Genomic DNA, 21,535 nt, shown 5'->3' with positions numbered 1-21,535 from the left:
GGTAGTACGACGGTAGCCGTGCTGGTTCCCGCGCGGGCGCGGTGTGGTGACTCGACATCAGGGACATCAGGGAAACGCAACCTCAGCCGGTGGGCACGACAGGTGGGTGGGGATGGCGGGCCGGGCGCGCCCGGACGGACGGGGGTGTGCGGAGGGACGCGGTTACACGGCCATGCCGTACACGATCGTGAACAGCGTGCCGAGGGAGCCGATGATGAAGACGCCCGTGAGGCCGGCGATGATCAGGCCCTTGCCCTGTTCCGCACTGAAGGTGTCCCGCAGGGCAGTCGCGCCGATGCGCTGCTTGGCCGCGCCCCAGATGGCGATGCCGAGGCAGAGGAGGATGGCGACCGCCATCACGACCTCGATCATCACCTTGGCCTCGTTGCCCAGGCTGCCGAAGGGCCCCCAGTCCGGAGCGATCCCGCCGATGATGGTGTTGATGTCGCCTTTGTCGGCCGCAAACAGCATGTAAGTCACCGCCCCTGGTGGGTAGTTCCGCCGCTCCTCTGCCGGTGTGCAGAGGTCACGTCTCATTCTCGCCGACAAAGTCGCCGTCGTATGTCGACTTGACGTCATTGACGGATCGGATTCGTACGATTGGCTCGTATGGTCACTCTGTGTATCACGGCGGGTAACGCCGGGCAATGAGGTCGGTGCGGAACCTGTGGTGTGGTTCCGTCGTTAGCCCACTTCACGGCCCTGTGCCGTTTCTGACGGCCGGTCGGGTGAGCCTGCGTTTTCGATGGTCTCACGGCGAACATCTCACGGCCCGCACAGGAAGTGATGAGCAGTCAGCGGCCGAGGGCGCTCCAGGGCGCGGGTCGCCGGGGTCGCCGGGCCCGGCGGTGCGGCCGTGCGGCGGTGCGGACGGACCGCGCGGGGCCGGGCGCCGGGCCGGGCGGGGCGGAGGCGGCCGCCGTGGGGATCGGGTGAAGGCGGAGTAAAGTCTGCTCGCCGCGTCCCGTGCCGGACCGGGCCGCGCGGCTGTCCCGTCCCCTCCGAGCGCCGGCCGGTGAACCCATGACCAGTACGCAGAACCGGACCGGGCCGACCTCCCCCGGCGCCGACGGCGAAGACGCCGCCGACGGCGAAGGCGGCGCCGGGGCTGCGGTGACGGAGTTCTCGGAGCGCGCCTCGCGCATACGCCGCCGCCTGGAGCGGCTGATCGGCATCGCGGCGACCGAGGGCAACGCGCTCACCGCGCTGCGCAACGGGGACGAGATCTTTCCGGCGATGCTCTCGGCCATCCGGTCCGCCGAGCACACCGTGGACATGATGACGTTCGTGTACTGGCGGGGAGACGTCGCCCGCGACTTCGCGAGGGCGCTGGCCGACCGGGCCGCGGCGGGCGTGCGGGTGCGGCTGCTGCTGGACGGGTTCGGCAGCCGGCTGATCGAGAAGGACCTGCTGGAGGAGATGGAGCGGGCGGGCGTGCAGGTGGCCTGGTTCCGCAGACCCCTGACCCTCTCGCCGTTCAAGCAGAACCACCGCTGCCACCGCAAGGTCCTCGTCGTGGACGAGCGGACGGCCTTCACCGGCGGGGTCGGCATCGCCGAGGAGTGGTGCGGCAACGCGCGCAACGAGAACGAGTGGCGCGACACCCACGTCGAGGTCCGCGGGCCGGCCGTGGACGGCGTCGCCGCCGCCTTCGCGCAGAACTGGGCCGAGTGCCACGACGAACTCTTCGACGACCGGGACCGGTTCGTGTCGCACCCGCCGCAGGGCGACGCGGTGGTGCAGGTGGTGCGCGGTTCGGCCAGCTTCGGCTGGCAGGACATGCAGACCCTGATCCGGGTGATGCTGGAGTCGGCCGAGGAACGTTTCCGGCTGGCCACCGCCTACTTCTCGCCGGACGCCTTCTTCATCGAACTCCTGTGCGCCACCGCCCGGCGGGGCGTGGAGGTGGAGATCCTGCTGCCCGGCCCGTACACCGACAAGCGGGTCTGCCAGCTGGCCGGCCAGCACTACTACGAGGACCTCACCGCCTGCGGTGTGAAGATCTACCAGTATCAGCCGACGATGATGCACGCCAAGGTCATCACCGTCGACGGCGTGGCCGCGCTGGTGGGCTCGACCAACTTCAACCGCCGGTCCCTCGACCACGACGAGGAGATCATGCTGGCCGTGCTGGACCACGAGTTCACGGCCACCCTGGACGGCCACTTCGACGACGACGTGAAGTCGGCCGAGCTGATCCGGGAGGGGCGGTGGAAGCGGCGCTCCGTGCTCCAGCGGGCGCGTGAGACCGCCGTCCTGCCGATCCGCCGGTTCCTCTGAAGGCCGGAGCTTTTTCGGGCCGGGTCGTATTACCCGGATCCCCGCGGACATGCATACGGATTTCATGGGCGTGAAGGGGATTTCGCGGGGCACCTGACTTTGCGGAGGTCGATAAACATGGTTCCCCTGCTTCTTGTTCTGCTTCTCGCACTGGTTCTGTTCGGCGCCGGCTTCGCCCTGAAGGCGCTGTGGTGGATCGCCGTCATCGTTCTGGCGGTCTGGCTGGTGGGCTTCGTGGTCCGCCCGGCCGGACACGGTGGCCGCAAGGGCCGCTGGTACCGCTGGTAGACGGAAATCCGGTGAGAAGGGCCCTTTCGGCGACCGCCGGGAGGGCCCTTCGGCTGCCGACTGCCGGCCGTTCATCCCGCCGGGCCGTTCCCGGAATGTGTGCCGCTGCGTTTCCAGCGTTTCCAGCGTTTTCTGTGCTTTCTGTGCTTCCAGCGCTTTCAGTGCGCTCCTCGAAATGGTTGCATTCGGCCGCCCGCGCGGTCAGGGCGAATGCGTCCCGTTCACGGCGGTTCGCCGTGGCTGCGGCTTCCGGAGCGCTCGTCGTCCGCAGACGGACGGGAGTCACTCCAATGGCCCAACGGCCGACCCCCCTGCCCGCGGCGCCCGCGCCCCCCGCGGCCGTACCGGTCTCCCCCGCCCATGCCCGGCGATCCTCGTACACGCGTCCGGGACCGGGAAGATTGTGCGGGCCGAGTGCGGGTAGCGTCGAAAGTGGTAACCGACGTTTCTCTCACCTTCGTGGGACACAGTGAACCCGATGAAGCGAAACGCCCTGCTCGGTGCGGTCATCATGCTGGCCGTCACCTCCGCCTCCGAGGCGGCCGCCGACGGCGGGCCCGGCCCCCTGGGGGTGACGGCCGTCGCTGTGGCGACGCCGCAGGCCGCCCGGGTCGGCGCGCTGTTCGCCGCCGAGGACGCCGAGGCGGGCAGCCTCGTCGGCGAGCACTTCTGCACCGCGTCCGTCGTGCGCAGCCCGCACCACAACCTCATCGCGACGGCGGCACACTGCCTCGAGGGGGACGGGGAGTTCGTCTTCGTCCCCGGATACCGCGACGGACAGGCCCCCTACGGCGTCTGGAAGGTCGACCGGGTCTTCCTGCCCGCAGGGTGGGCGAAGAACCGGGACGAGGACAGCGACGTGGCGTTCGCCGCCCTGGACGAGCTGAAGGCCGAGGGCGTCGAGGACGTCGTCGGCGCCAACCGGTTCGCCACCGGCACCGCCACCGGGGCCACGGCGGTGACCGTCACCGGATACCCGCACGACGCCGAGGACCCGGTCCGCTGCACCAACCGGCCCACCCCGCACGACCGGTCCCAGCAGCGCATCGCCTGCCCCGGCCTCACCGGCGGAACGAGCGGCAGCCCGTGGGTGAACGGCGACGGCCGGGTCGTGGGCGTCCTGGGCGGTCACGAACAGGGCGGATCCACGGCCGACGTGTCCTACAGCGTCGTCCTGGGCGCGGAGGCCGCCGAGCTGTACCGCGCCGCGACCGCCGACCCCTGAGGCGGCGGCCCGCCGGGCGTCCCGCGGCGGCTCTCCGTCGTGATGCGTTCACCCCAACGTGACGGGGCCGCCCCTACACTGTCCGAGGCGGACTCCCGGACGGCGAGGGGCGGTTGACGGTGCGTAGGACGTGGATCGTGGTGACCGCCGTCGCCGGCGCCGGAACCGCCTTCATGATGGCGCTCGTCATCGGCGTCTACGTCATCGGCGGCAACCTCGCCAACCAGGTGAGCGGAGCGACCAGGCAACTGGCCAAGGGCGCCGTGCCCGCGGTCTACCAGCCGCTCGTGGCCAAATGGGGCAATCTCTGCCCGGCCCTCAACCCCGCGCTGCTCGCGGCCCAGCTCTACCAGGAGAGCGGGTTCAACCCGAGGGCGCGGAGCGCCGCGGCCGCACAGGGGATAGCGCAGTTCATCCCCGGCACCTGGGCCACGCACGGCGTCGACGGCGACGGCGACGGCGACCGCGACGTCTGGGACCCGAATGACGCGATTCCGTCGGCCGCGTCGTACGACTGCCAGCTCGCGTCGTACGTGAAGACCGTCCCCGGCAACGCCACGCACAACATGCTCGCCGCGTACAACGCGGGACCTGACGCCGTCATCAGGTACGGCGGCGTCCCGCCGTACTCGGAGACCCGCAACTACGTGAAGACGATCACGACGCTGGAGGAGTCCTTCACCGCGCCGGTGACCCGCGTGGACCCCTCGAAGCAGGCCGCCGGGGCCATCTACTTCGCCCAGAAGAAGCTCGGGACGCCCTATCTGTGGGGCGGCAACGGCACCGCCGACCAGGGAGGACGCTTCGACTGCTCCGGGTTGACCAAGGCCGCCTACGAAAGCGTCGGCATCACCCTGCCCCGGGTGGCCAACGACCAGTACAACGCCGGACCGCACCCCAGGCGCAGCGAGTTGCTGCCCGGGGACCTGGTGTTCTTCTCCACCGATCCCGGCAACTCGCGGGCCATCCACCACGTGGGCATCTACGTCGGCGGCGGATACATGATCGACGCGCCGTACACGGGCGCCGTGATCCGGTTCGACCCGGTCGACACGTCCGAGTACTTCGGGGCCACCCGGGTCACCGAAGATGGCGCGAAAGCGCTCCCGACGACCGTGTGAGGCGGGCCGCCCACCCGGCGCTGAGCTGCGGGGACCTGTCTCTCTTCGATAACGTCTGAGTGATCATTCAGTGGAGAGCGGAACGTATCAACCGGGGCCGTGCGTTCCTGTTGGAGCGGGCGCACGTGAGGCGTGCCGAGCAGAACACGACGAAGGGGCCGCAGCACCATGGCTGGACTCGCCGAATCCGGGTCGAACCCCGACGTCGACCTCCTCTACGACATCAACGGACTGGCCAAGGACGCGCCGCACTGGCTCGACCGGGTGGTCGAGTTCGTGGGCGAGTACGGGCTGTTGCTCGCCATGGCGCTGCTGATCGTGTGGTGCTGGTGGGGCGTGCGGCGCCGGCCCGGCGGGGCCGAGGAAGCCGCGTCCTCCGTGGCCGCCCTGGTGTGGGCGCCGCTCGCCGCCGCGGTGGCCGTGCTGGTGAACGTGCCGATAAGGGGATTCGTGGAGCGGCCGCGGCCCTTCCGGGACCACCAGGGGCTCGAGGTACTGGTCTCCGGCAAGACCGACTACTCCTTCGTCAGCGACCACGCCACCCTCACCATGGCCATGGCCGTCGGGCTGTTCGTCGCCAACCGCAGGTTCGGGCTCGTCGGGATAGGGGTCGCCCTGCTGGAGGGGTTCTGCCGGGTGTACATGGGCGTGCACTACCCGACCGACGTCGTGGGCGGGTTCGCGCTCGGGACCGCGGTGACGCTGCTCCTGTCGCCCGTCGCCTCCATGCTGCTCACCCCCGTGCTGAAGGCCGTCGACCGGTCGCCGCGCGCCGGGTGGCTCGTGCGCGGCCGCGCCGCCCGGACCGGGGAGCGGGACGGTCTGCCGACCGGCGCCAGCCCCCGACTCGCCGCCGAGGAACGCGACCTCGCCGCCTAGGACCCCGTCCGGGTCCTACGGGTCCTATGCCTACGGGTTCTCCGGACTCTCCGGGTCCTACGGGTCCTACGGGTTCTCCGGGTCCTACGGGTTCCCCCGGGCCTCCGGGTCCTAGGGGTCTCCGGGTCCTCCGGGTCCTCCGTGGGCCTGTGCTCAGAGGGCCTGTGCTCAGAGGGCCTGGGGGTAGGTGAAGAAGCCGTTGGGGTCGTACTGCTTCTTCAGCTGCGTCAGGCGCGGGAGCGCCGCGCCGTAGTAGGCCTTGCGCCAGTTCGTCAGCGTCGGGTCCGCGTAGTTCTGGTAGGCGGCGCCCGACGCGTACGGGGCCATCGCCTTGTGCGCCGTGTTCAGCCAGGACTGCGCCGCCGCCCCGGTCGTGCCCGCCCGCCAGGACGCGATGTACTGCGCCAGCATGCGCGAGCGGCGGTGGACGAACGCCGTGGCCGTGGGGGAGACCCGGTTGACCGCGCCGCCCAGCGCGGTCAGGGCGATGCTGCCGGAGCCGCCCTGTACCGACCTGATCTGCTTCAGCAGGGCCTGGATGCCCGCGGCCGACAGCGACACGTCGAAGAAGTCGGAGCGGGCCGCGTACGTCTCGCGCACCAGCTTCCCCTGCGCGGAGCGGCCCGGCGTGGAGCCCGGCAGATGGCACTGGGCGTCGGAGGAGAACGACGAGCAGCCGGCGTAGGCCTCCATCGCCTGCTCGTACGTGCGGCGGCGCAGGGAGACGCTCGACGCGGGCGCGCCCACCCGGTCCGCGAGCCGGTCGACGGCGTTCTGGAGCTGGCCGTAGGTGCCGATGCAGAAGGCGGCGACGGAGACGGTCGGCGTGCCGCCCGGCGCGTTCGCCACGTGCAGGGAGGACCAGATCTCGTCGGGCTGGGACGGCCCCCACTCCTGCCAGGCCTTCACCACCGCGGCCGCCCTCGACCAGGGCCAGGTGAGGTAGCCCGTCACGGCCTGGGGCGCCGCGTGCGTACGGAACTGCAGTTCCGTGACGACGCCGAAGTTGCCGTTGCCGGCTCCGCGCAGGGCCCAGAAGAGGTCCTTGTTCGTCGTCGCGTCGGCGGTGAGCTGCTTGCCGTCGGCGGTGACGATCGTCGCCCGGGTGAGACTGTCGCAGGTCAGGCCGTAGGCGCGGGAGACGACTCCGTGGCCGCCGCCCAGCACCAGGCCGGAGACGCCGACCGTCGGGCAGGAGCCCGCCGGGATCGTGACGCCCTTGGCGGCGAGCGCCCGGTAGACGTCGATCAGCTTGGCGCCCGCGCCGACCACGGCCGTGCCGCCGCTCGCCCGGACCCGGTTCAGCCGGGAGACGTCGATGATCAGCCGGCCGTCGCCCGAGGACCAACCGCCGTAGGAGTGGCCGCCGTTGCGGATCGCGACCTTGGTGCGGTGGGCGCGGGCGTACGCCATGACGGTGCGGATGTCGTCGGCGTGCGCGACATACGCGACGGCCGCCGGTTTGAGGCCGTCGAAGCGGGTGTTGTAGAGCTGACGGGCGGCGGCCCAGGAGGCCTCGCCGGGACGGACCAGGGTGCCGTCCAGATCGCGGGCCAGCGCCGTCCAGGTGGCGGGGGCGGCGACGCTCGTCGTCGTCAGCGCCGCTCCCGCGCCCCCCGCGGAGCCGGTGCGCCCCGTGGCCGGGGTGGAGGCGCTCGCGCTGCCGCCGGTCGCCTTGCACGCGGTCGCCGCCGCCGCGACGGCGGCCGTGCCGCCCACGATGAACCTTCGCCGTTCCATGTCCTTGAGCCTTCCCCTCGCCCGTCGGCTTCACCGAGCGAGACGGGGACGGGGAACGACGGGTTCCGGACGGCGCGAGCGGTGACGCAACGGTGACGTCAGTCCCGCAGGTGGGACTCCGCGTCCGATCGCGCCAGGCTCCTCGCCCTGCGGGCCGGGCCGCGCCAGCCGCAGGTGCAGCGGGCCAGGCAGAACCGGCCCTGCTCGACGGTCGTGGTGCCGTGTTCCCCGGCGGGGCGGGAGGGGGCCGGGCCGTCCTGCTGCGTCACGGGACCCACCGTACCCACCCTGGCGAAGGACCCGTACGGCGGTCGAAGGCCCCCGGGCCTGCGTGACGGGGGGCACACGACCGTCGTTAGCCGGTACGGCAGCAGGCCCGTGACGGACTTACCGGCTGGGGGTAGACAGGCCATGACGGAGCGCCAGCGCAGGCAGAGGGGCGCCGCGGCCCTTGCGGGGATCGTGGCCGGGGTTTGTGTGTGCGCCGCCGGGTGTTCCGGGACCGGGCGCGCCGCCGGCGGCGACCGGGCCGGCGACCCCGTGGGGATCCTGCACCGGGCCGCGGACGCGCTCGTCGAGGCGGGCACGTCGAAGGCCCGTACGTCGATGGAGATGGCCACCGGCGGGACGCGGGTCACCATCCGCGGGCAGGGTGTGTACGACTACCGCCGGCAGCTCGGCGAGCTGAAGGTGATGCTGCCGCAGGACCCCGCCGGGACCAGCGAACACCGGCCGATCACCGAACTCCTCGCGCCCGGAGCCCTGTTCATGAAGAACCGGGGCGCGGGCGTGCCCGCCGACAAATGGGTGCGGGTGGAGACGGCCACGCTGTCCGACGGGAACCTGGTGACCGGTGGGGCCACCGATCCGTTCGCCGCCGCCGAGGTGCTGCGGGGGACGCGGACGGCGACGTACGTGGGGCGGACCGAGGTGGCCGGGACGGCGGTACGGCACTACCGGGGGACCGCCGACCTGGCGGTCGCCGCGCGGGACGCGTCGGCGGGCGGACGGGACTCGCTGCGGGCGGCGGCCAAGGGGTTCGCCACCGCCCGGGTGCCGTTCGACGCGTATCTGGACGACGAGGGGCGCATCCGCAAGGTGCGGCACCGGTTCAGCTTCGTCAACGGCCGGGGGACGGAAGAAGGGCGGGAAACGGAAGAGGGGCGGGGCGGGCAGGCCGGGCGGGACGCGCGGGGCGGGCACGGCGGGCCGGGCGGGCGGCGGGGCGAGGCCGTCGCGGTCGCCTCCACGACGCTGCTGTACGACTTCGGCGCACCCGTCGACGTGCGGCTGCCGGCGCCGGGCGACATCTACGCCGGCCGGATCGCCGAGGACTGAACGCGCTCGGCGGGCGTCGGCGGCGGCGTCGTCTCACCCGCTCTTCGGCGTTTTTGCCGGTATTCGTGCGGGTTCACAGGGTTCTGAGGTGTTCCGGGGCTCTTCGAGAAGAAGATTTCGGCCACCGGGGCACAAGGACTAGCCCGTCCGTGCCATGCGCACGGTGTATAGCGCTCCCTACTCTAGGAAGCCGGTGACGGCAGGGACGAGGTGATGCGCGTGGCTCCGGGCGGCGGTACGGCAGTTCAGGACCACGTGGCCCTCGCCGAGATCGAGCTGTGCGGGGAGCTGATCATCGCGGCCTCGGCGGCGGGCGGGGAACGGCTCAGCATGGAGAGCATCGACCTCGTGCTGCGGGTGGGCGAGGAGCCCGAGGCCGGCGGCGGTCGGGGCGGGTCCGGCGGGTCAGGTGCGCAGTAGGCGGGCGATCGCCTTCGTCGCCTCCTCCACCTTCGCGTCGATCTCGTCACCGCCCCTGAGCGCCGCGTCGGCGACGCAGTGGCGCAGGTGCTCCTCCAGGAGTTGCAGCGCGAACGACTGAAGGGCCTTGGTGGACGCCGACACCTGGGTGAGTATGTCGATGCAGTAGGTGTCCTCGTCCACCATGCGTTGCAGGCCGCGGATCTGGCCCTCGATGCGGCGCAGGCGCTTGAGGTGCTCGGCCTTCTGGTCGTGGTAGCCGTGGACCGCCGCGACGGCGGGCCGGCCGGTTTCGGCCACCGCGCCGGATTCGGGGGTGGAGCCCGGCTCGGGGGCGGAGGGGGCTTTCGCGCCGGCCTCGGTGGTCGTCATCGTGTCCTCCAGCGCTCCAGCTCCCGACATATACCCCTACTGGGTATATCCTACCGAACTTTCGGGGGCGGACGGCCGGCGGCCGCACTCCGTCGGTCGCCCCCCTGCCGGTCTCCCCGCGCGATGGGCGACACTGTTGGACGGCCCATTAGCCGTGGCCGGATGATGCGCCTAGCATCAGCCTGACCGAAACCGATGCATCTTGAGGACCCCACGTGCGCTTTCGTCTGACCCCCAGGGAGACGAGCTTCTACGACATGTTCGCCGCGTCCGCGAACAACATCGTCACGGGCTCGAAACTCCTGATGGAACTCCTCGGGGCGGACACCTCCGCCCGGGCCGAGATCGCCGAGCGTATGCGGGCCGCGGAACACGCAGGTGACGACGCCACGCACGCGATCTTCCACCAGCTGAACTCCTCGTTCATCACGCCCTTCGACCGCGAGGACATCTACAACCTCGCGTCCTCCCTCGACGACATCATGGACTTCATGGAGGAGGCCGTCGACCTGGTCGTCCTCTACAACGTGGAGGAGCTGCCCAAGGGCGTCGAGCAGCAGATCGAGGTGCTGGCGCGGGCGGCGGAGCTCACGGCCGAGGCCATGCCGAACCTGCGCACCATGCAGAACCTCACCGAGTACTGGATCGAGGTCAACCGGCTCGAGAACCAGGCCGACCAGATCCACCGCAAGCTGCTCGCGCATCTCTTCAACGGCAAGTACGAGGCCATCGAGGTGCTCAAGCTGAAGCAGATCGTGGATGTGCTGGAGGAGGCCGCCGACGCCTTCGAGCACGTGGCCAACACGGTGGAGACCATCGCGGTCAAGGAGTCCTGAACCCTTCATGGACACCTTTGCTCTGGTCGTGACCATCGGCGTCGCGCTCGGATTCACCTACACCAACGGCTTCCACGACTCGGCGAACGCCATCGCCACGTCCGTGTCCACCCGGGCGCTGACGCCGCGGGCGGCGCTGGCCATGGCCGCCGTGATGAACCTCGCGGGCGCGTTCCTCGGGAGCGGCGTCGCGCACACCGTCAGCAAGGGCCTGATCGAGACGCCCGACGGGTCCAAGGGGATGGGGATCCTGTTCTCGGCGCTCATCGGGGCGATCGTCTGGAACCTCGTCACCTGGTACTTCGGGCTGCCCTCGTCGTCGTCGCACGCGCTGTTCGGCGGGATGGTGGGGGCCGCGCTCGCGGGCGGCACGGACGTGATCTGGTCCGGGGTGATGGACAAGGTCGTCATCCCGATGTTCCTCTCGCCGATGGTCGGACTCGTCGTCGGTTACCTCGTGATGACGGCCATCCTGTGGCTGTTCCGGCGGTCCAACCCGCACAAGGCGAAGCGGGGCTTCCGCATAGCGCAGACCGTCTCCGCGGCGGGCATGGCGCTGGGCCACGGTCTCCAGGACGCGCAGAAGACGATGGGCATCGTGGTGATGGCGCTGGTCATCGGCGATGTGCAGGGGGCGGACGATCCGATCCCGGTCTGGGTGAAGATCGCCTGCGCGGTGATGCTGTCGCTGGGGACGTACGCGGGCGGCTGGCGCATCATGCGCACGCTCGGGCGGAAGATCATCGAGCTTGACCCGCCGCAGGGGTTCGCCGCGGAGACGACGGGGGCGTCGATCATGTTCACGACGGCGTTCCTGTTCAAGGCGCCCATCTCGACGACGCATGTGATCACCTCGGCGATCATGGGTGTCGGGGCGACCAAGCGGATCAACGCCGTGCGGTGGGGAGTCGCCAAGAACATCGTGCTCGGCTGGTTCATCACCATGCCGGCGGCCGCGCTGGTGGCGGCGTGCGCGTTCTGGATCGTGGACCTGGCGTTCCTGTAGGCCGGGCCGGTCCACTCACCCGCCTCACCCGCCCTTGCGCCCCGCCTTCGCCCCCCGTCCCGGCGGTGACGGCATGAGCCCGCCCCCTGTGTGACAGGGGGCGGGCTCTCGGGCCTCGCGGCGGCACCGCCATGCAGCACCGCGAGGGGCTCGGGTCAGCCGAAGCGGCCGGAGATGTAGTCCTCCGTCGCCTGGACGGACGGGTTGGAGAAGATGCGTTCCGTGTCGTCCAGCTCGATCAGGCGGCCGGGCCGGCCGACCGCCGCCAGGTTGAAGAACGCCGTGCGGTCCGAGACGCGGGCCGCCTGCTGCATGTTGTGCGTCACGATGACGATCGTGAAGCGCTCCTTCAGCTCGCCGATCAGGTCCTCGATGGCGAGGGTGGAGATCGGGTCGAGGGCCGAGCAGGGCTCGTCCATCAGCAGGACCTTCGGCTCCACGGCGATCGCGCGCGCGATGCACAGACGCTGCTGCTGCCCGCCGGACAGGCCCGCGCCGGGCTTGTTCAGGCGGTCCTTGACCTCGTTCCAGAGGTTCGCGCCCCTGAGGGACTTCTCGACGACGTCCGCGAGGGCGGACTTCTTGTGCTCGCCGTTCAGCCGGAGACCCGCCGCCACGTTGTCGAAGATCGACATCGTGGGGAACGGGTTCGGCCGCTGGAAGACCATGCCGACCTCGCGGCGCACCGACACCGGGTCCACGCCCGCGCCGTACAGGTCCTCGTCGTCCAGGAGCACCTTGCCCTCGACGCGGCCGCCGGAGGTCACCTCGTGCATCCGGTTCAGCGTGCGCAGGAACGTCGACTTGCCGCAGCCGGAGGGGCCGATGAACGCCGTCACCGAACGCGGCTCGACCGTCATCGAGATGTCCTCGATCGCCTTGTGGGATCCGTAGTGGGCGGTGAGCCCGCTCACGTCGATTCGCTTGGCCATGTCTCTCGTCTCACTTCCCGGTCGTATCGATCAGTCGCTGTGGCCGCTTCAGCGACCAGGCCGCGCGGCGGAAGCCGCACGGTGTCGTCAACGGGGGGCCTTCCAGCGGGCGATGCCGCGAGCCGCCAGGTTCAGGATCATCACGAACGCGATCAGCGTGAGCGACGCCGCCCAGGCGCGGTCGTAGGCCGCCGTGGAGCCCGCGCTCTGCGCGTACTGCTGGTAGATGTACAGCGGCAGCGACGCCTGCGCGCCCTCGAAGGGGTTCGCGTTGATGAACGGGTTGCCGAAGACCAGGAGCAGGACCGGGGCCGTCTCGCCGGCGATGCGGGCGATCGCCAGCATCACGCCGGTGATGATGCCGCCGACCGACGTCGGGACGACCACCTTGAGGATGGTGCGCCACTTGGGGACGCCCAGGGCGAGCGACGCCTCGCGCAGCTCGTTCGGGACGAGCTTCAGCATCTCCTCCGTCGAGCGCACGACCACCGGCATCATCAGGATCGCCAGCGCCAGCGAGCCCGCGAAGCCGAAGGGCCGCATGTCCAGCATCAGCATCAGGCTGAGGATGAACAGGCCCGCCACGATGGAGGGGATGCCGGTCATGACGTCGACGAAGAACGTGACCGCCTTCGCCAGACCGCCCCGGCCGTACTCCACCAGGTAGATCGCCGTCAGGATGCCGACCGGGGCGCCGATCGCGGTGGCGAGGCCGACCTGCTCCAGGCTGCCGAGGACGGCGTGGTAGATGCCGCCGCCCGGCTCGCTGTCCGCGACCACCCCCATGGAGTGGGTGAGGAAGTAGACGTCCAGGACCTTCACGCCGCGCTGGACCGTCGTCCACAGGAGGGACACCAGCGGGACGACCGCCAGCAGGAACGCCGCCCAGATCAGGTTCGTCGCGATCCTGTCCCTGGCCTGGCGGCGGCCCTCCACCTTCGCGGTGATGCCGTAGGTGCCGGCGATGAACAGGACGCCGGCGATCAGGCCCCACTGGATCCTGCTGTCGAGGCCGCCGGCGAGGCCGACGACGGCCGCGAGGGCGAGCGAGCCGGCCGCGACGGCCCACGGGGACCAGGACGGCAGGACGGCGCCTTGGAGCGTGCCGGGGCTCTTGCCGGCTCCTGTGCTTGCGTGGCTCATGCGTCGGCCCCCGAGTACTCCTTGCGGCGCGCGATGATCAGGCGTGCCGCGCCGTTGACCAGCAGCGTGATGACGAACAGGACCAGGCCGGAGGCGATGAGCGCGTCCCGGCCGAACTCCGTCGCCTCGTTGAACTTGCTGGCGATGTTCTGGGCGAAGGTGCCGCCGCCGGGGTTCAGCAGGCTGGCGTGGATGTCGAAGTCGGGGGAGAGGACGGTGGCCACGGCCATCGTCTCGCCGAGGGCGCGGCCGAGGCCGAGCATCGAGGCGGAGATCACGCCGGAGCGGCCGAAGGGCAGCACCGACATGCGGATGACCTCCCAGCGGGTGGCGCCCAGCGCCAGCGCCGCCTCCTCGTGCGTCTGCGGGACCTGGCGGAAGACCTCGCGGCTGACGTTGGTGATGACCGGCAGGATCATCACGGCCAGCAGGACGCCCACCGTGAGCATCGAGCGCGGGGCGCCCCGGTCCCAGGAGAAGACGCCGGTCCAGCCCAGGTAGTCGTCCAGCCAGCCGAACAGGCCCGCCATGTGGGGCACGAGGACGAGGGCGCCCCAGAGGCCGTACACGATGGAGGGGACGGCGGCGAGCAGGTCGATCACGTACGCGACGGGGCCGCTCATGCGGCGCGGCGCGTAGTGGGTGATGAAGAGGGCGATCGCGACGGCGACGGGGACCGCGATGGCCATCGCGATGACCGACGAGACCACGGTGCCGAAGGCCAGCACCGCGATGCCGAACCTCGGCGGGACGAGGCTGGTGTTCCACTCGAAGGCGGTGAGGAAGTTCGCCTCGTCCTCGCTGATGGCCAGGCAGGCCCGGTAGGTGAGGAAGACCGCGATCGCGGCCATGATCGCCAGCAGGAGGATGCCCGAGCCGCGGGAGAGACCGAGGAAGACGCGGTCACCGGGGCGGGTGGCGCCGCGTGCCGCGCGCTTCTGCTCCGGCGACAGGGGCGGCGGGGGCGGCGGGGGAGCCGGGGGTGAGGGAGCCGGGGTCGTGGTGGTCGGGGTCGTGGTGGTCGGGGTTCGGGGAGGCGGGGTGTCGGACGTGTCCGTCTGCCGCGTCGTCATGTCCATGGGGATCTCCGGTCTGCGGAGCCGCCGGCGGGTGTGGGCGGCTCGGGTGGGGCCGGATCGCGCGTGGCCCCTGGCGGCGGTGCACCGGACGGGTGCGGTCCGCGCCGGGTCCCCCGGCCGGACCGCACCCTTCGGATCAGCTCAGGCCCTCGATGGTGGTGCGGACCTTGGAGATGACGGTGTCGGGGATCGGCGCGTAGTCGATGCCCGAGAGGATGCCCTGACCCTCGGCGCCGGCGATGTAGCGCAGGAACGCCTTGGTCGCGGGCAGGGTGTCGGCCTTGTTGCCCTTGTCGCAGACGATCTCGTACGTGACCAGGGTGAGCGGGTAGGCACCGTCGGCCTTGGTGGTGTAGTCCAGCTTCAGCGACAGGTCGCTGCCCGTGCCGACGATCTTCGCGGCGGCGACGGCCTTGGTGGCGCCGTCGGAGGAGGGCTTGACCGGCGCGGCGGCGCCCGTGGCGACGGCGACCGTGCCCAGACCGTCCTTGGCGTAGGACAGCTCCATGTAGCCGATCGCGCCGTTGGTCTGCTTCACGCCCTGGGCGACGCCGGAGGAGCCGGCCGCGGCCTGGCCGCCCTTGGCCTGCCAGGCCTTGCCGCCGGAGTACTTCCAGTCGTTCGGGGCGGCGGCGATCAGGTACTTGGTGAAGTTGTCCGTCGTGCCCGACTCGTCGGAGCGGTGGTACGGCTGGATCTTCAGGTCGGGAAGCTTCGCGCCCGGGTTGAGCTTGGCGATCGCGGCGTCGTTCCAGTCGGTGATTTTGCCGTCGAAGATCTTGGCGATCGTCGCGGCGTCGAGGACGAGGCCGTCCACGCCGGAGACGTTGTAGGCGACGGCGATCGGGCCGGCCACCATCGGCAGGTCGATGCCCTGGCCGCCCTTGCACACCGACTTGGAGGCGGCGACGGCGTCGGGCTTGAGCGCGGAGTCCGAGCCGGCGAAGGCGACCTGGCCCTGCGTGAACGCGGTGACGCCCGCGCCGGAGCCGGAGCCCTTGTAGTTGACCTGGACGCCGGGGCAGGCCTGGGTGAAGTTCTTCACCCAGGCGTCGATCGCGTTCTTCTGCGCGGAGGAGCCGTCCGCGAGGAGCTGGCCCTTGGCGTCGTCGCACTTGACGGACCCGGCGGCCGCGGTCGCGGAGGAGTCGCCGCCGCTGTTCGACCGGGAGCCGGTGTCGTCGGAGCCGCACGCCGTGAGGGCCAGGGCGCCGGAGACGGCGAGAGCACCGAGGGAGAGAGCCCGCCGGTTCATGCGCTGAAGCTTCACTTGGGGAAGGTCCTTCCAGGAGCCGCCGTCCTGAATCCGGCGGCGTGCGGAGTGTGCGAAGTTCGGGTGGTGCGAGTGCTGCCATTGCTGCTGTTGCGTGCCGCTTGGTCGCGAGCCGCACCGCGTAAGGCCGAAATTAGGCAGATCAGGTGAAGGCGCTCACGGGCACGAATGAACGGCGGGTGAATCCCTGGGGACGGTGCGGTTAGGGCCCGTCGGTCCGGTTGAGCAGGGCGAGCGGCGGGCGGGACGGCAGGCCCGGCAGGCCCGGCAGGCCCTGGGGCACGGAAACGCGCGCACGCCGAGGACATGGGGAGCCTGCGTCGTCGGCGGACCGGGGGGAGGGGAGGGGGGAGCCCGCGGCCTCGGTGGACCTGGGGTGCGGCGGACCTGGGGTGCGTGGGGGAGCGGCGGCCCGGGCGGCCTCGGCGGCCGTCAGGCCGGGTGCAGGACGTGCAGCAGGGCGTCCAGGAGGTATCGGTCCCTCGGCTGGGTGAGGCGGTCGCGGGCGGCGGGCGGGGACAACCAGAGGAGGCGGTCCACCTCGTCGTTCGGGGTGAACGTCCCCGCGACGGCTTCGGCGGCCCAGTAGCGGACCTCCTTGGGCCGGCCGTTCGCCTCGTACTCGACGGTCGGCAGGGGCGCGCCGGGGACGGCTCGGTGGCCCGTCTCCTCCTCGACCTCGCGCAAGGCGCCCGCGAGGGCGTCCTCACCACGTTTCAGCTTGCCCTTGGGGTGCGACCAGTCGTCGTACTTGGGACGGTGCACGAGACACACCTCGAGCGTGGCGTCCACCGGGGACCGTCGCCACAGCACACACCCGGCCGCGTGGACGACGGCGTCCTCGTCGGGGTTTCCCGCAGTGCTCATCTCGTTCTCACCGCCCGTCCGGTCAGGGTGTGCCGGCGGCGCCGGCGATCTGCTTCCGCCACGTCCGCTGGAAGGCGTACCGCGCCGCCTCCACCTCGTGGCGCTGGTCGGCGTGGAGCACGCCGAGCGCGTACGCCGTCGCGGGGGCGATCCGCGGGGTGCGGGCCGCCCGGGCCGCGGCCGACGCCGCCTCCGACGCGTCGCGGTGCCGGTCGAGGGCCTGGCCCGCGGTGAGCAGCCGGACGTCCAGGGGGGCGCCGGCTCCGTGGACGGCCTCGCAGGCGTACCGGTGCAGCCGCAGGAGCAGGCGGACCTGGTGCCAGGGCGCGTCCTGCGGGTGCGGGGACGGGTCCGCGGAGAGGCCCTGGACCAGGGCCTCCGCGTTGTACGGGCTGCCCGCGGTGATGAGCGGCAGCGCGGCGACCGCGTCGGCGAGACGTTCCTCCGCCGCCAGCGCCAGGAGCCGCAGGTCGGTGGTGTGGGCGGCCGGTGCGAGGGGGACCTCGCTGGCGAGGACGGCGACCTTGTCGGCGACGGCGTGGAAGCGGGCGGAGCCGAGGGCCTGGAGCGCGGCGGAGTGGGCCCGGGCGCGGGCGAGGGTGAGCTGACGGTCCAGGAGGGCGCCCGCCTTCGCCGGGCCCGCGGCGAGGTTGCCGCTGCCGCGGGCCTGGGCGGCCGAACGGGCCCCGGCACGGCCGCCGGCGCCCGCCGTCCGGCCGGGCGCACCGCTCGCCGGTTCCTGGGCGGGTACGAAGGCTGGTGCTGGTGCTGGTGCTGGTGCTGGTGCGGATGCCGGCGCCGGTACGGGTACCGGCAGGTGGGCGGGCGTGCCGCGGGTCGTCATGGCCGGGGGCGGCGTCTGCGCGGAAGGCGGCGCGCTCGCGGGCGCGGAGGGAGGCGCATGGGGAGGCCCGACCGGAGGTGAGGAAGGAGGCGCGAACGGCGGCGGGGAGGGTGGCGCGGTCGGAGCCGTGGGGGAAGGCGCGGGGGAAGGCTCGGGGGCCGTGCCCGACAGCCGGTTCAGTGCCAGCAGCAGCCGCTCCAAGCGGGCCCCGTACGCCTGCTCCAGTGCCAGCGTGTCCGACAGCCAGACCAGTTCGGTCCGGATCTCCTCCGCCCACTCGGGGTCGAGGAGAGGGCGGAAGGTGTGCAGGGCGCCGGTGATGCGGCGGGCCGAACGGCGCAGGGCGCGCACGGCGTCCACCCGGTCCGGGGGCGGTCCGCCGGCCGGGCCGGCGTCCCGCGCGCGCGGGTGCGCCCGGCCGGCGCCGGGGTCCCACGCGCGCGCGTGCGACGGGCCGTGCGACGCGGCGCTTCCCGCCTCCCGGTGCAGGCGCAGCGCGCGGAGGAACTCCGTGGCCTGGGCCCGGAGGTAGCCCGCGAGGACGTCCCCCGTCGTCGCGGGCCCGGCCGCGGGGCCGGTCAGGTCAGGGTGTCGCTGGGCCACGCCGGCGCCTCCGGGCGTCTATGAGCATCTCCTGGACGTTGCGCAGGGGGCTGCCGTCCGCGTCGGTCGAGTGCCGGGTCCATTCGCCGTCCGGGCCGAGGTGCCAGGAGGCGGTGCCGTCGGACATGCCGGTCTCCAGCAGCCGGTTCAGCGACGCCCGGTGGCCCGGGTCGGTGACCCTGACCAGGGCCTCGATACGGCGGTCGAGGTTGCGGTGCATCATGTCGGCGCTGCCGATCCACACCTCGGGCTCCCCGCCGTTGCCGAAACCGAAGACCCGGGAGTGCTCCAGGAAGCGGCCGAGGATGGAGCGGACCCGGATGTTGTCCGACAGGCCGGGAACGCCTGGGCGCACCGCGCAGATCCCGCGCACCCAGACGTCGACCGGCACGCCCGCCTGCGACGCCCGGTACAGGGAGTCGATGAGGGCCTCGTCGACGATCGAGTTGACCTTGATGCGCACATGCGCCGGCCGTCCCGCGCGGTGGTGCTGGATCTCCTTGTCGACGCGCGAGATCAGGCCGTCGCGCAGCGACTTGGGTGCGACGAGGAGGCGGCGGTAGGTCTCGCGGCGGGAGTAGCCGGAGAGCCGGTTGAAGAGGTCGGAGAGGTCCGCGCCGACCTGCGGGTCGGCGGTGAGCAGACCGAGGTCCTCGTAGAGCCGGGCCGTCTTCGGGTGGTAGTTGCCGGTGCCGACGTGGCAGTAGCGCCGCAGCGTGTCACCCTCCTGGCGGACCACCAGCGACAGCTTGCAGTGCGTCTTCAGACCGACGAGGCCGTAGACGACGTGGCAGCCGGCCTCCTCCAGTTTGCGCGCCCACTTGATGTTGGCGTGCTCGTCGAACCGGGCCTTGATCTCGACCAGGACGAGGACCTGCTTGCCGGTCTCGGCGGCCTCGATGAGCGCGTCCACTATCGGCGAGTCGCCCGAGGTTCGGTACAGCGTCTGCTTGATGGCCAGGACGTCCGGGTCGCCGGCCGCCTGCTCCAGGAACGCCTGGACGGACGTCGAGAACGAGTCGTAGGGGTGGTGCAGCAGGACGTCCCGGCTGCGCAGGGCCGCGAAGATGTCCGGCGGGGACGCCGACTCGACCTCGGCGAGGTCGCGGTGGGTGCCGGCGATGAACTTCTTGTACTTCAGCTCGGGCCGGTCGAGGCCGTGGATGCGGAAGAGGCCGGTGAGGTCGAGCGGGCCCGGCAGCGGGTAGACCTCCGCCTCGGAGACCTTCAGCTCGCGCACCAGCAGGTCGAGGACCTCGCGGTCGATGGACTCCTCGACCTCCAGGCGCACCGGCGGCCCGAAGCGGCGCCGCATCAGCTCCTTCTCCAGGGCCTGGAGCAGGTTCTCGGCGTCGTCCTCCTCGACCTCCAGGTCCTCGTTGCGGGTGAGCCGGAAGGCGTGGTGCTCCAGCACCTCCATGCCCGGGAACAGCTCCTCCAGGTGGGCGCCGATGACGTCCTCGATGGGGACGTAGCGGCCCGGGGAGCTCTCCAGGAAGCGGGACAGCAGCGGCGGCACCTTGACCCGCGCGAAGTGCCGGTGACCGCTGACCGGGTTGCGCACGACGACCGCGAGGTTCAGCGAGAGACCCGAGATGTACGGGAAGGGGTGCGCGGGGTCGACGGCGAGGGGGGTCAGGACCGGGAAGATCTGGTGCCGGAAGAGGGTGAACAGGCGCGCCTGCTCCTTCTCCGTCAGCTCGCTCCAGCGGACCAGGTGGATGCCCTCCTCCGCGAGTGCGGGGGCGATGTCCTCGTGGTAGGTCGCGGCGTGCCGGGCCATGAGCTCGCGCGAGCGCGCCCAGATCATCTCCAGCACCTCGCGGGGCTGGAGGCCGGACGCGGAGCGGGTGGCGACGCCGGTGGCTATGCGGCGCTTCAGTCCCGCCACCCGGACCATGAAGAACTCGTCCAGGTTGCTGGCGAAGATCGCCAGGAAGTTCGCCCGCTCCAGGAGAGGCGTGTCCGGGTCCTCGGCGAGTTCCAGGACGCGCTCGTTGAACGCGAGCCAGCTGCGTTCCCGGTCGAGGAAACGGCCCTGCGGGAGCTGGGGTCCGTCGTAGGGAGCCTCCTCGTAGGTGTCGAGGTCGGCATCGATGTCGGGCTCCAGATCGGAGACGACGGCAGCCACGGTGTGCGGGCGGTGCGCGGCGATCGAGCCCACGGAGGGCTGCGCGTGCTGGACCTCGGCCTGGGTGTCTGACTGGCTCATGTACCCATTCTTCCGCGCTGAGAGCGAGACAGGCGCGTCGGAACGTGCGGGCGGGATCGCGGGGGAACCTGCGGAGGGCTCGATTCCCCCGGGAGGCGGCGAAGGCTCGGGCACGGCGGGCTTCATCCGGCGAGCCTCGCAAGGCCGTCTTAACCGACGGTTACGCAGACATGGCGTGCGGGATATCGGGGGGCGGCTCCCCGGGGGCGGACGGGGGCGGACGGACGGGGCCTGGGGGGTCGGACGGCGGGTGAGGCGAGGACTGGCCTGGGGGCGGGGTGGGGAGGTCGAGGCCCGGCCGGATGCGGTGGCGCGTGCGGAAAGCAGGGTGCGGGCGTGCGGAAAACCGGGCGCGGAGGGTGCGGAAAACCGGGCGCGGAGGGTGCGGAAAACCGGGAGCGCGGGGTGCGGAGAGGGGGGCGGGGCGGCCGGTCGGAAAAGATCGTGGGCGGAAGTGTGAACCGAGCGGCGGGGCTCGTCCGATGAGGAGATGTGAGCGAAACGAGAAGCGACGGGGAGCTGCTGCGGGCCATCGCGGCGGACCGGGACCGTCATGCCTTCGAGGAGCTGTACCGGCGGTACGCCCCATGGCTGACCGCGCGCATGCGCGGCCGGTGCGCCGACGCGGCGATAGTCGACGACGTCGTCCAGGAGACGTTCCTCGCCGTGTGGCGCGGCACGGCCCGCCACCGTGAGCAGGGCTCCTCCGACGCGGCCGGCTGGCTGTGGCGCATCGCCTCGCGTCGTCTGGTGGACGCCGTGCGCGGGGACGGGGCGCGTGGCCGGCTGCGGCAGACGCTGGCCCGGCTGCGCCATCGCGACGAGGCCTCGGCGGAGGAACGCGTGCTCGCGGGAGTCGAGCACGGTGATCTCGCCGGGGCCCTCACCCGCCTCTCGCCGGAGCTGCGTGCCGTTCTCCAGGCCACCGTCATCGACGGGCTCACCACCCGGGAGGCGGCCGTGCTGCTCGGCATCCCGCCCGGCACCGTCAAGACGCGGGCCCTGCGTGCCCGCAAGCAACTGCGGGAGGCGCTGGCATGAGGCGGTACGTGTGCGGAGCGGGTCTGCGCGTCCGCG

Annotated in this window: 21 protein-coding genes; 10 read left to right on the top strand and 11 right to left on the bottom strand. The window is 71.7% G+C overall.

All coding sequences use genetic code 11. From position 1 onward, the window contains the following. Positions 1–162: 162 nt before the first annotated feature. Complete coding sequence (locus OG802_RS16725) at positions 163–471, bottom strand: hypothetical protein (RefSeq protein WP_003991275.1); 309 nt, start codon at positions 469–471, stop codon at positions 163–165. A 552-nt stretch (positions 472–1,023) separates the two neighbouring features. Here OG802_RS16725 and OG802_RS16720 point away from each other — a divergent pair. From OG802_RS16720 to OG802_RS16700, 5 genes are all read left to right on the top strand, one after another. Continuing rightward, positions 1,024–2,280 carry a phospholipase D-like domain-containing protein gene (locus OG802_RS16720; protein ID WP_329411392.1) on the top strand — a complete coding sequence of 419 codons (1,257 nt, stop codon included), beginning with the start codon at positions 1,024–1,026 and terminating at the stop codon, positions 2,278–2,280. Between the two features lie 117 nt (positions 2,281–2,397). After that, entirely contained in the window at positions 2,398–2,568 is a 171-nt protein-coding gene (locus OG802_RS16715; RefSeq protein WP_069770632.1) for a hydrophobic protein, read from the top strand. Between the two features lie 478 nt (positions 2,569–3,046). After that, on the top strand, positions 3,047–3,793 hold the full coding sequence (locus OG802_RS16710) for a trypsin-like serine peptidase (RefSeq protein ID WP_329411389.1): 747 nt from the start codon (positions 3,047–3,049) through the stop codon (positions 3,791–3,793). Between the two features lie 113 nt (positions 3,794–3,906). After that, positions 3,907–4,914, top strand: coding sequence for a C40 family peptidase (locus OG802_RS16705; RefSeq protein WP_329411388.1), 1,008 nt, complete (start codon positions 3,907–3,909; stop codon positions 4,912–4,914). 168 nt (positions 4,915–5,082) lie between these two features. Then, a complete protein-coding gene (locus OG802_RS16700) occupies positions 5,083–5,793 on the top strand; it encodes a phosphatase PAP2 family protein (RefSeq protein WP_329411386.1) in 711 nt (236 codons plus the stop codon). A 168-nt stretch (positions 5,794–5,961) separates the two neighbouring features. On the opposite strand, the gene OG802_RS16695 is transcribed toward OG802_RS16700, so the two are convergent. Both OG802_RS16695 and OG802_RS16690 read right to left on the bottom strand, forming a co-directional pair. Beyond that, positions 5,962–7,533 carry an FAD-binding oxidoreductase gene (locus OG802_RS16695; RefSeq protein WP_329411384.1) on the bottom strand — a complete coding sequence of 524 codons (1,572 nt, stop codon included), beginning with the start codon at positions 7,531–7,533 and terminating at the stop codon, positions 5,962–5,964. Positions 7,534–7,631: 98 nt separating this feature from the next. After that, a complete protein-coding gene (locus tag OG802_RS16690) occupies positions 7,632–7,802 on the bottom strand; it encodes a hypothetical protein (protein WP_329411383.1) in 171 nt (56 codons plus the stop codon). Between the two features lie 142 nt (positions 7,803–7,944). On the opposite strand from OG802_RS16690, the gene OG802_RS16685 reads away from it, so the two are divergent. Both OG802_RS16685 and OG802_RS16680 read left to right on the top strand, forming a co-directional pair. Then, positions 7,945–8,871, top strand: coding sequence for a hypothetical protein (locus tag OG802_RS16685; protein WP_329411381.1), 927 nt, complete (start codon positions 7,945–7,947; stop codon positions 8,869–8,871). Positions 8,872–9,084: 213 nt separating this feature from the next. Beyond that, positions 9,085–9,291 (top strand): hypothetical protein, encoded by a 207-nt coding sequence (locus OG802_RS16680; RefSeq protein WP_329411380.1) that lies wholly within the window; start codon positions 9,085–9,087, stop codon positions 9,289–9,291. On the opposite strand, the gene OG802_RS16675 is transcribed toward OG802_RS16680, so the two are convergent. Further along, positions 9,277–9,663, bottom strand: a complete 387-nt coding sequence (locus OG802_RS16675; RefSeq protein WP_329411378.1) for a metal-sensitive transcriptional regulator — start codon at positions 9,661–9,663, stop codon at positions 9,277–9,279. The two genes, OG802_RS16680 and OG802_RS16675, sit on opposite strands and share 15 nt — an antisense overlap. A 215-nt stretch (positions 9,664–9,878) precedes the next feature. Here OG802_RS16675 and OG802_RS16670 point away from each other — a divergent pair, with 215 nt between their 5' ends. Together OG802_RS16670 and OG802_RS16665 are read left to right on the top strand one after the other, a co-directional pair. Beyond that, the gene (locus OG802_RS16670) at positions 9,879–10,499 is read left to right on the top strand and encodes a DUF47 domain-containing protein (RefSeq protein ID WP_329411376.1); all 621 of its coding nucleotides are present in this window, start codon (positions 9,879–9,881) and stop codon (positions 10,497–10,499) included. A gap of 7 nt (positions 10,500–10,506) precedes the next feature. Further along, entirely contained in the window at positions 10,507–11,505 is a 999-nt protein-coding gene (locus OG802_RS16665; protein ID WP_329411374.1) for an inorganic phosphate transporter, read from the top strand. Positions 11,506–11,660: 155 nt separating this feature from the next. Here OG802_RS16665 and pstB read toward each other — a convergent pair whose 3' ends face one another. The 7 genes from pstB to OG802_RS16630 form a co-directional block, all read right to left on the bottom strand. Then, positions 11,661–12,437, bottom strand: a complete 777-nt coding sequence (pstB, locus tag OG802_RS16660; RefSeq protein ID WP_329411373.1) for a phosphate ABC transporter ATP-binding protein PstB — start codon at positions 12,435–12,437, stop codon at positions 11,661–11,663. 87 nt (positions 12,438–12,524) lie between these two features. Continuing rightward, positions 12,525–13,580 (bottom strand): phosphate ABC transporter permease PstA, encoded by a 1,056-nt coding sequence (gene pstA, locus OG802_RS16655; RefSeq protein WP_329411372.1) that lies wholly within the window; start codon positions 13,578–13,580, stop codon positions 12,525–12,527. Continuing rightward, positions 13,577–14,653 carry a phosphate ABC transporter permease subunit PstC gene (gene pstC / locus OG802_RS16650; RefSeq protein WP_329417128.1) on the bottom strand — a complete coding sequence of 359 codons (1,077 nt, stop codon included), beginning with the start codon at positions 14,651–14,653 and terminating at the stop codon, positions 13,577–13,579. Before pstC ends, pstA begins: the two co-directional genes overlap by 4 nt. A gap of 142 nt (positions 14,654–14,795) precedes the next feature. After that, complete coding sequence (gene pstS, locus OG802_RS16645; RefSeq protein ID WP_329411371.1) at positions 14,796–15,929, bottom strand: phosphate ABC transporter substrate-binding protein PstS; 1,134 nt, start codon at positions 15,927–15,929, stop codon at positions 14,796–14,798. A 435-nt stretch (positions 15,930–16,364) separates the two neighbouring features. Beyond that, entirely contained in the window at positions 16,365–16,799 is a 435-nt protein-coding gene (locus tag OG802_RS16640) for an NUDIX hydrolase (RefSeq protein WP_329411370.1), read from the bottom strand. Between the two features lie 22 nt (positions 16,800–16,821). After that, entirely contained in the window at positions 16,822–18,246 is a 1,425-nt protein-coding gene (locus OG802_RS16635; RefSeq protein ID WP_329411369.1) for a CHAD domain-containing protein, read from the bottom strand. Beyond that, on the bottom strand, positions 18,227–20,584 hold the full coding sequence (locus tag OG802_RS16630; RefSeq protein ID WP_329411368.1) for an RNA degradosome polyphosphate kinase: 2,358 nt from the start codon (positions 20,582–20,584) through the stop codon (positions 18,227–18,229). The genes OG802_RS16635 and OG802_RS16630 overlap by 20 nt, the downstream gene beginning before the upstream one ends. A gap of 366 nt (positions 20,585–20,950) precedes the next feature. On the opposite strand from OG802_RS16630, the gene OG802_RS16625 reads away from it, so the two are divergent. Then, positions 20,951–21,499 (top strand): RNA polymerase sigma factor, encoded by a 549-nt coding sequence (locus OG802_RS16625; RefSeq protein WP_329411366.1) that lies wholly within the window; start codon positions 20,951–20,953, stop codon positions 21,497–21,499. Positions 21,500–21,535: the final 36 nt, after the last annotated feature.

Source organism: Streptomyces sp. NBC_00704, from assembly GCF_036226605.1.
GTDB lineage: Bacteria > Actinomycetota > Actinomycetes > Streptomycetales > Streptomycetaceae > Streptomyces.
Note: the sequence above shows the minus strand (reverse complement) of the source record. Positions and strands in the feature narration are given on the sequence as shown.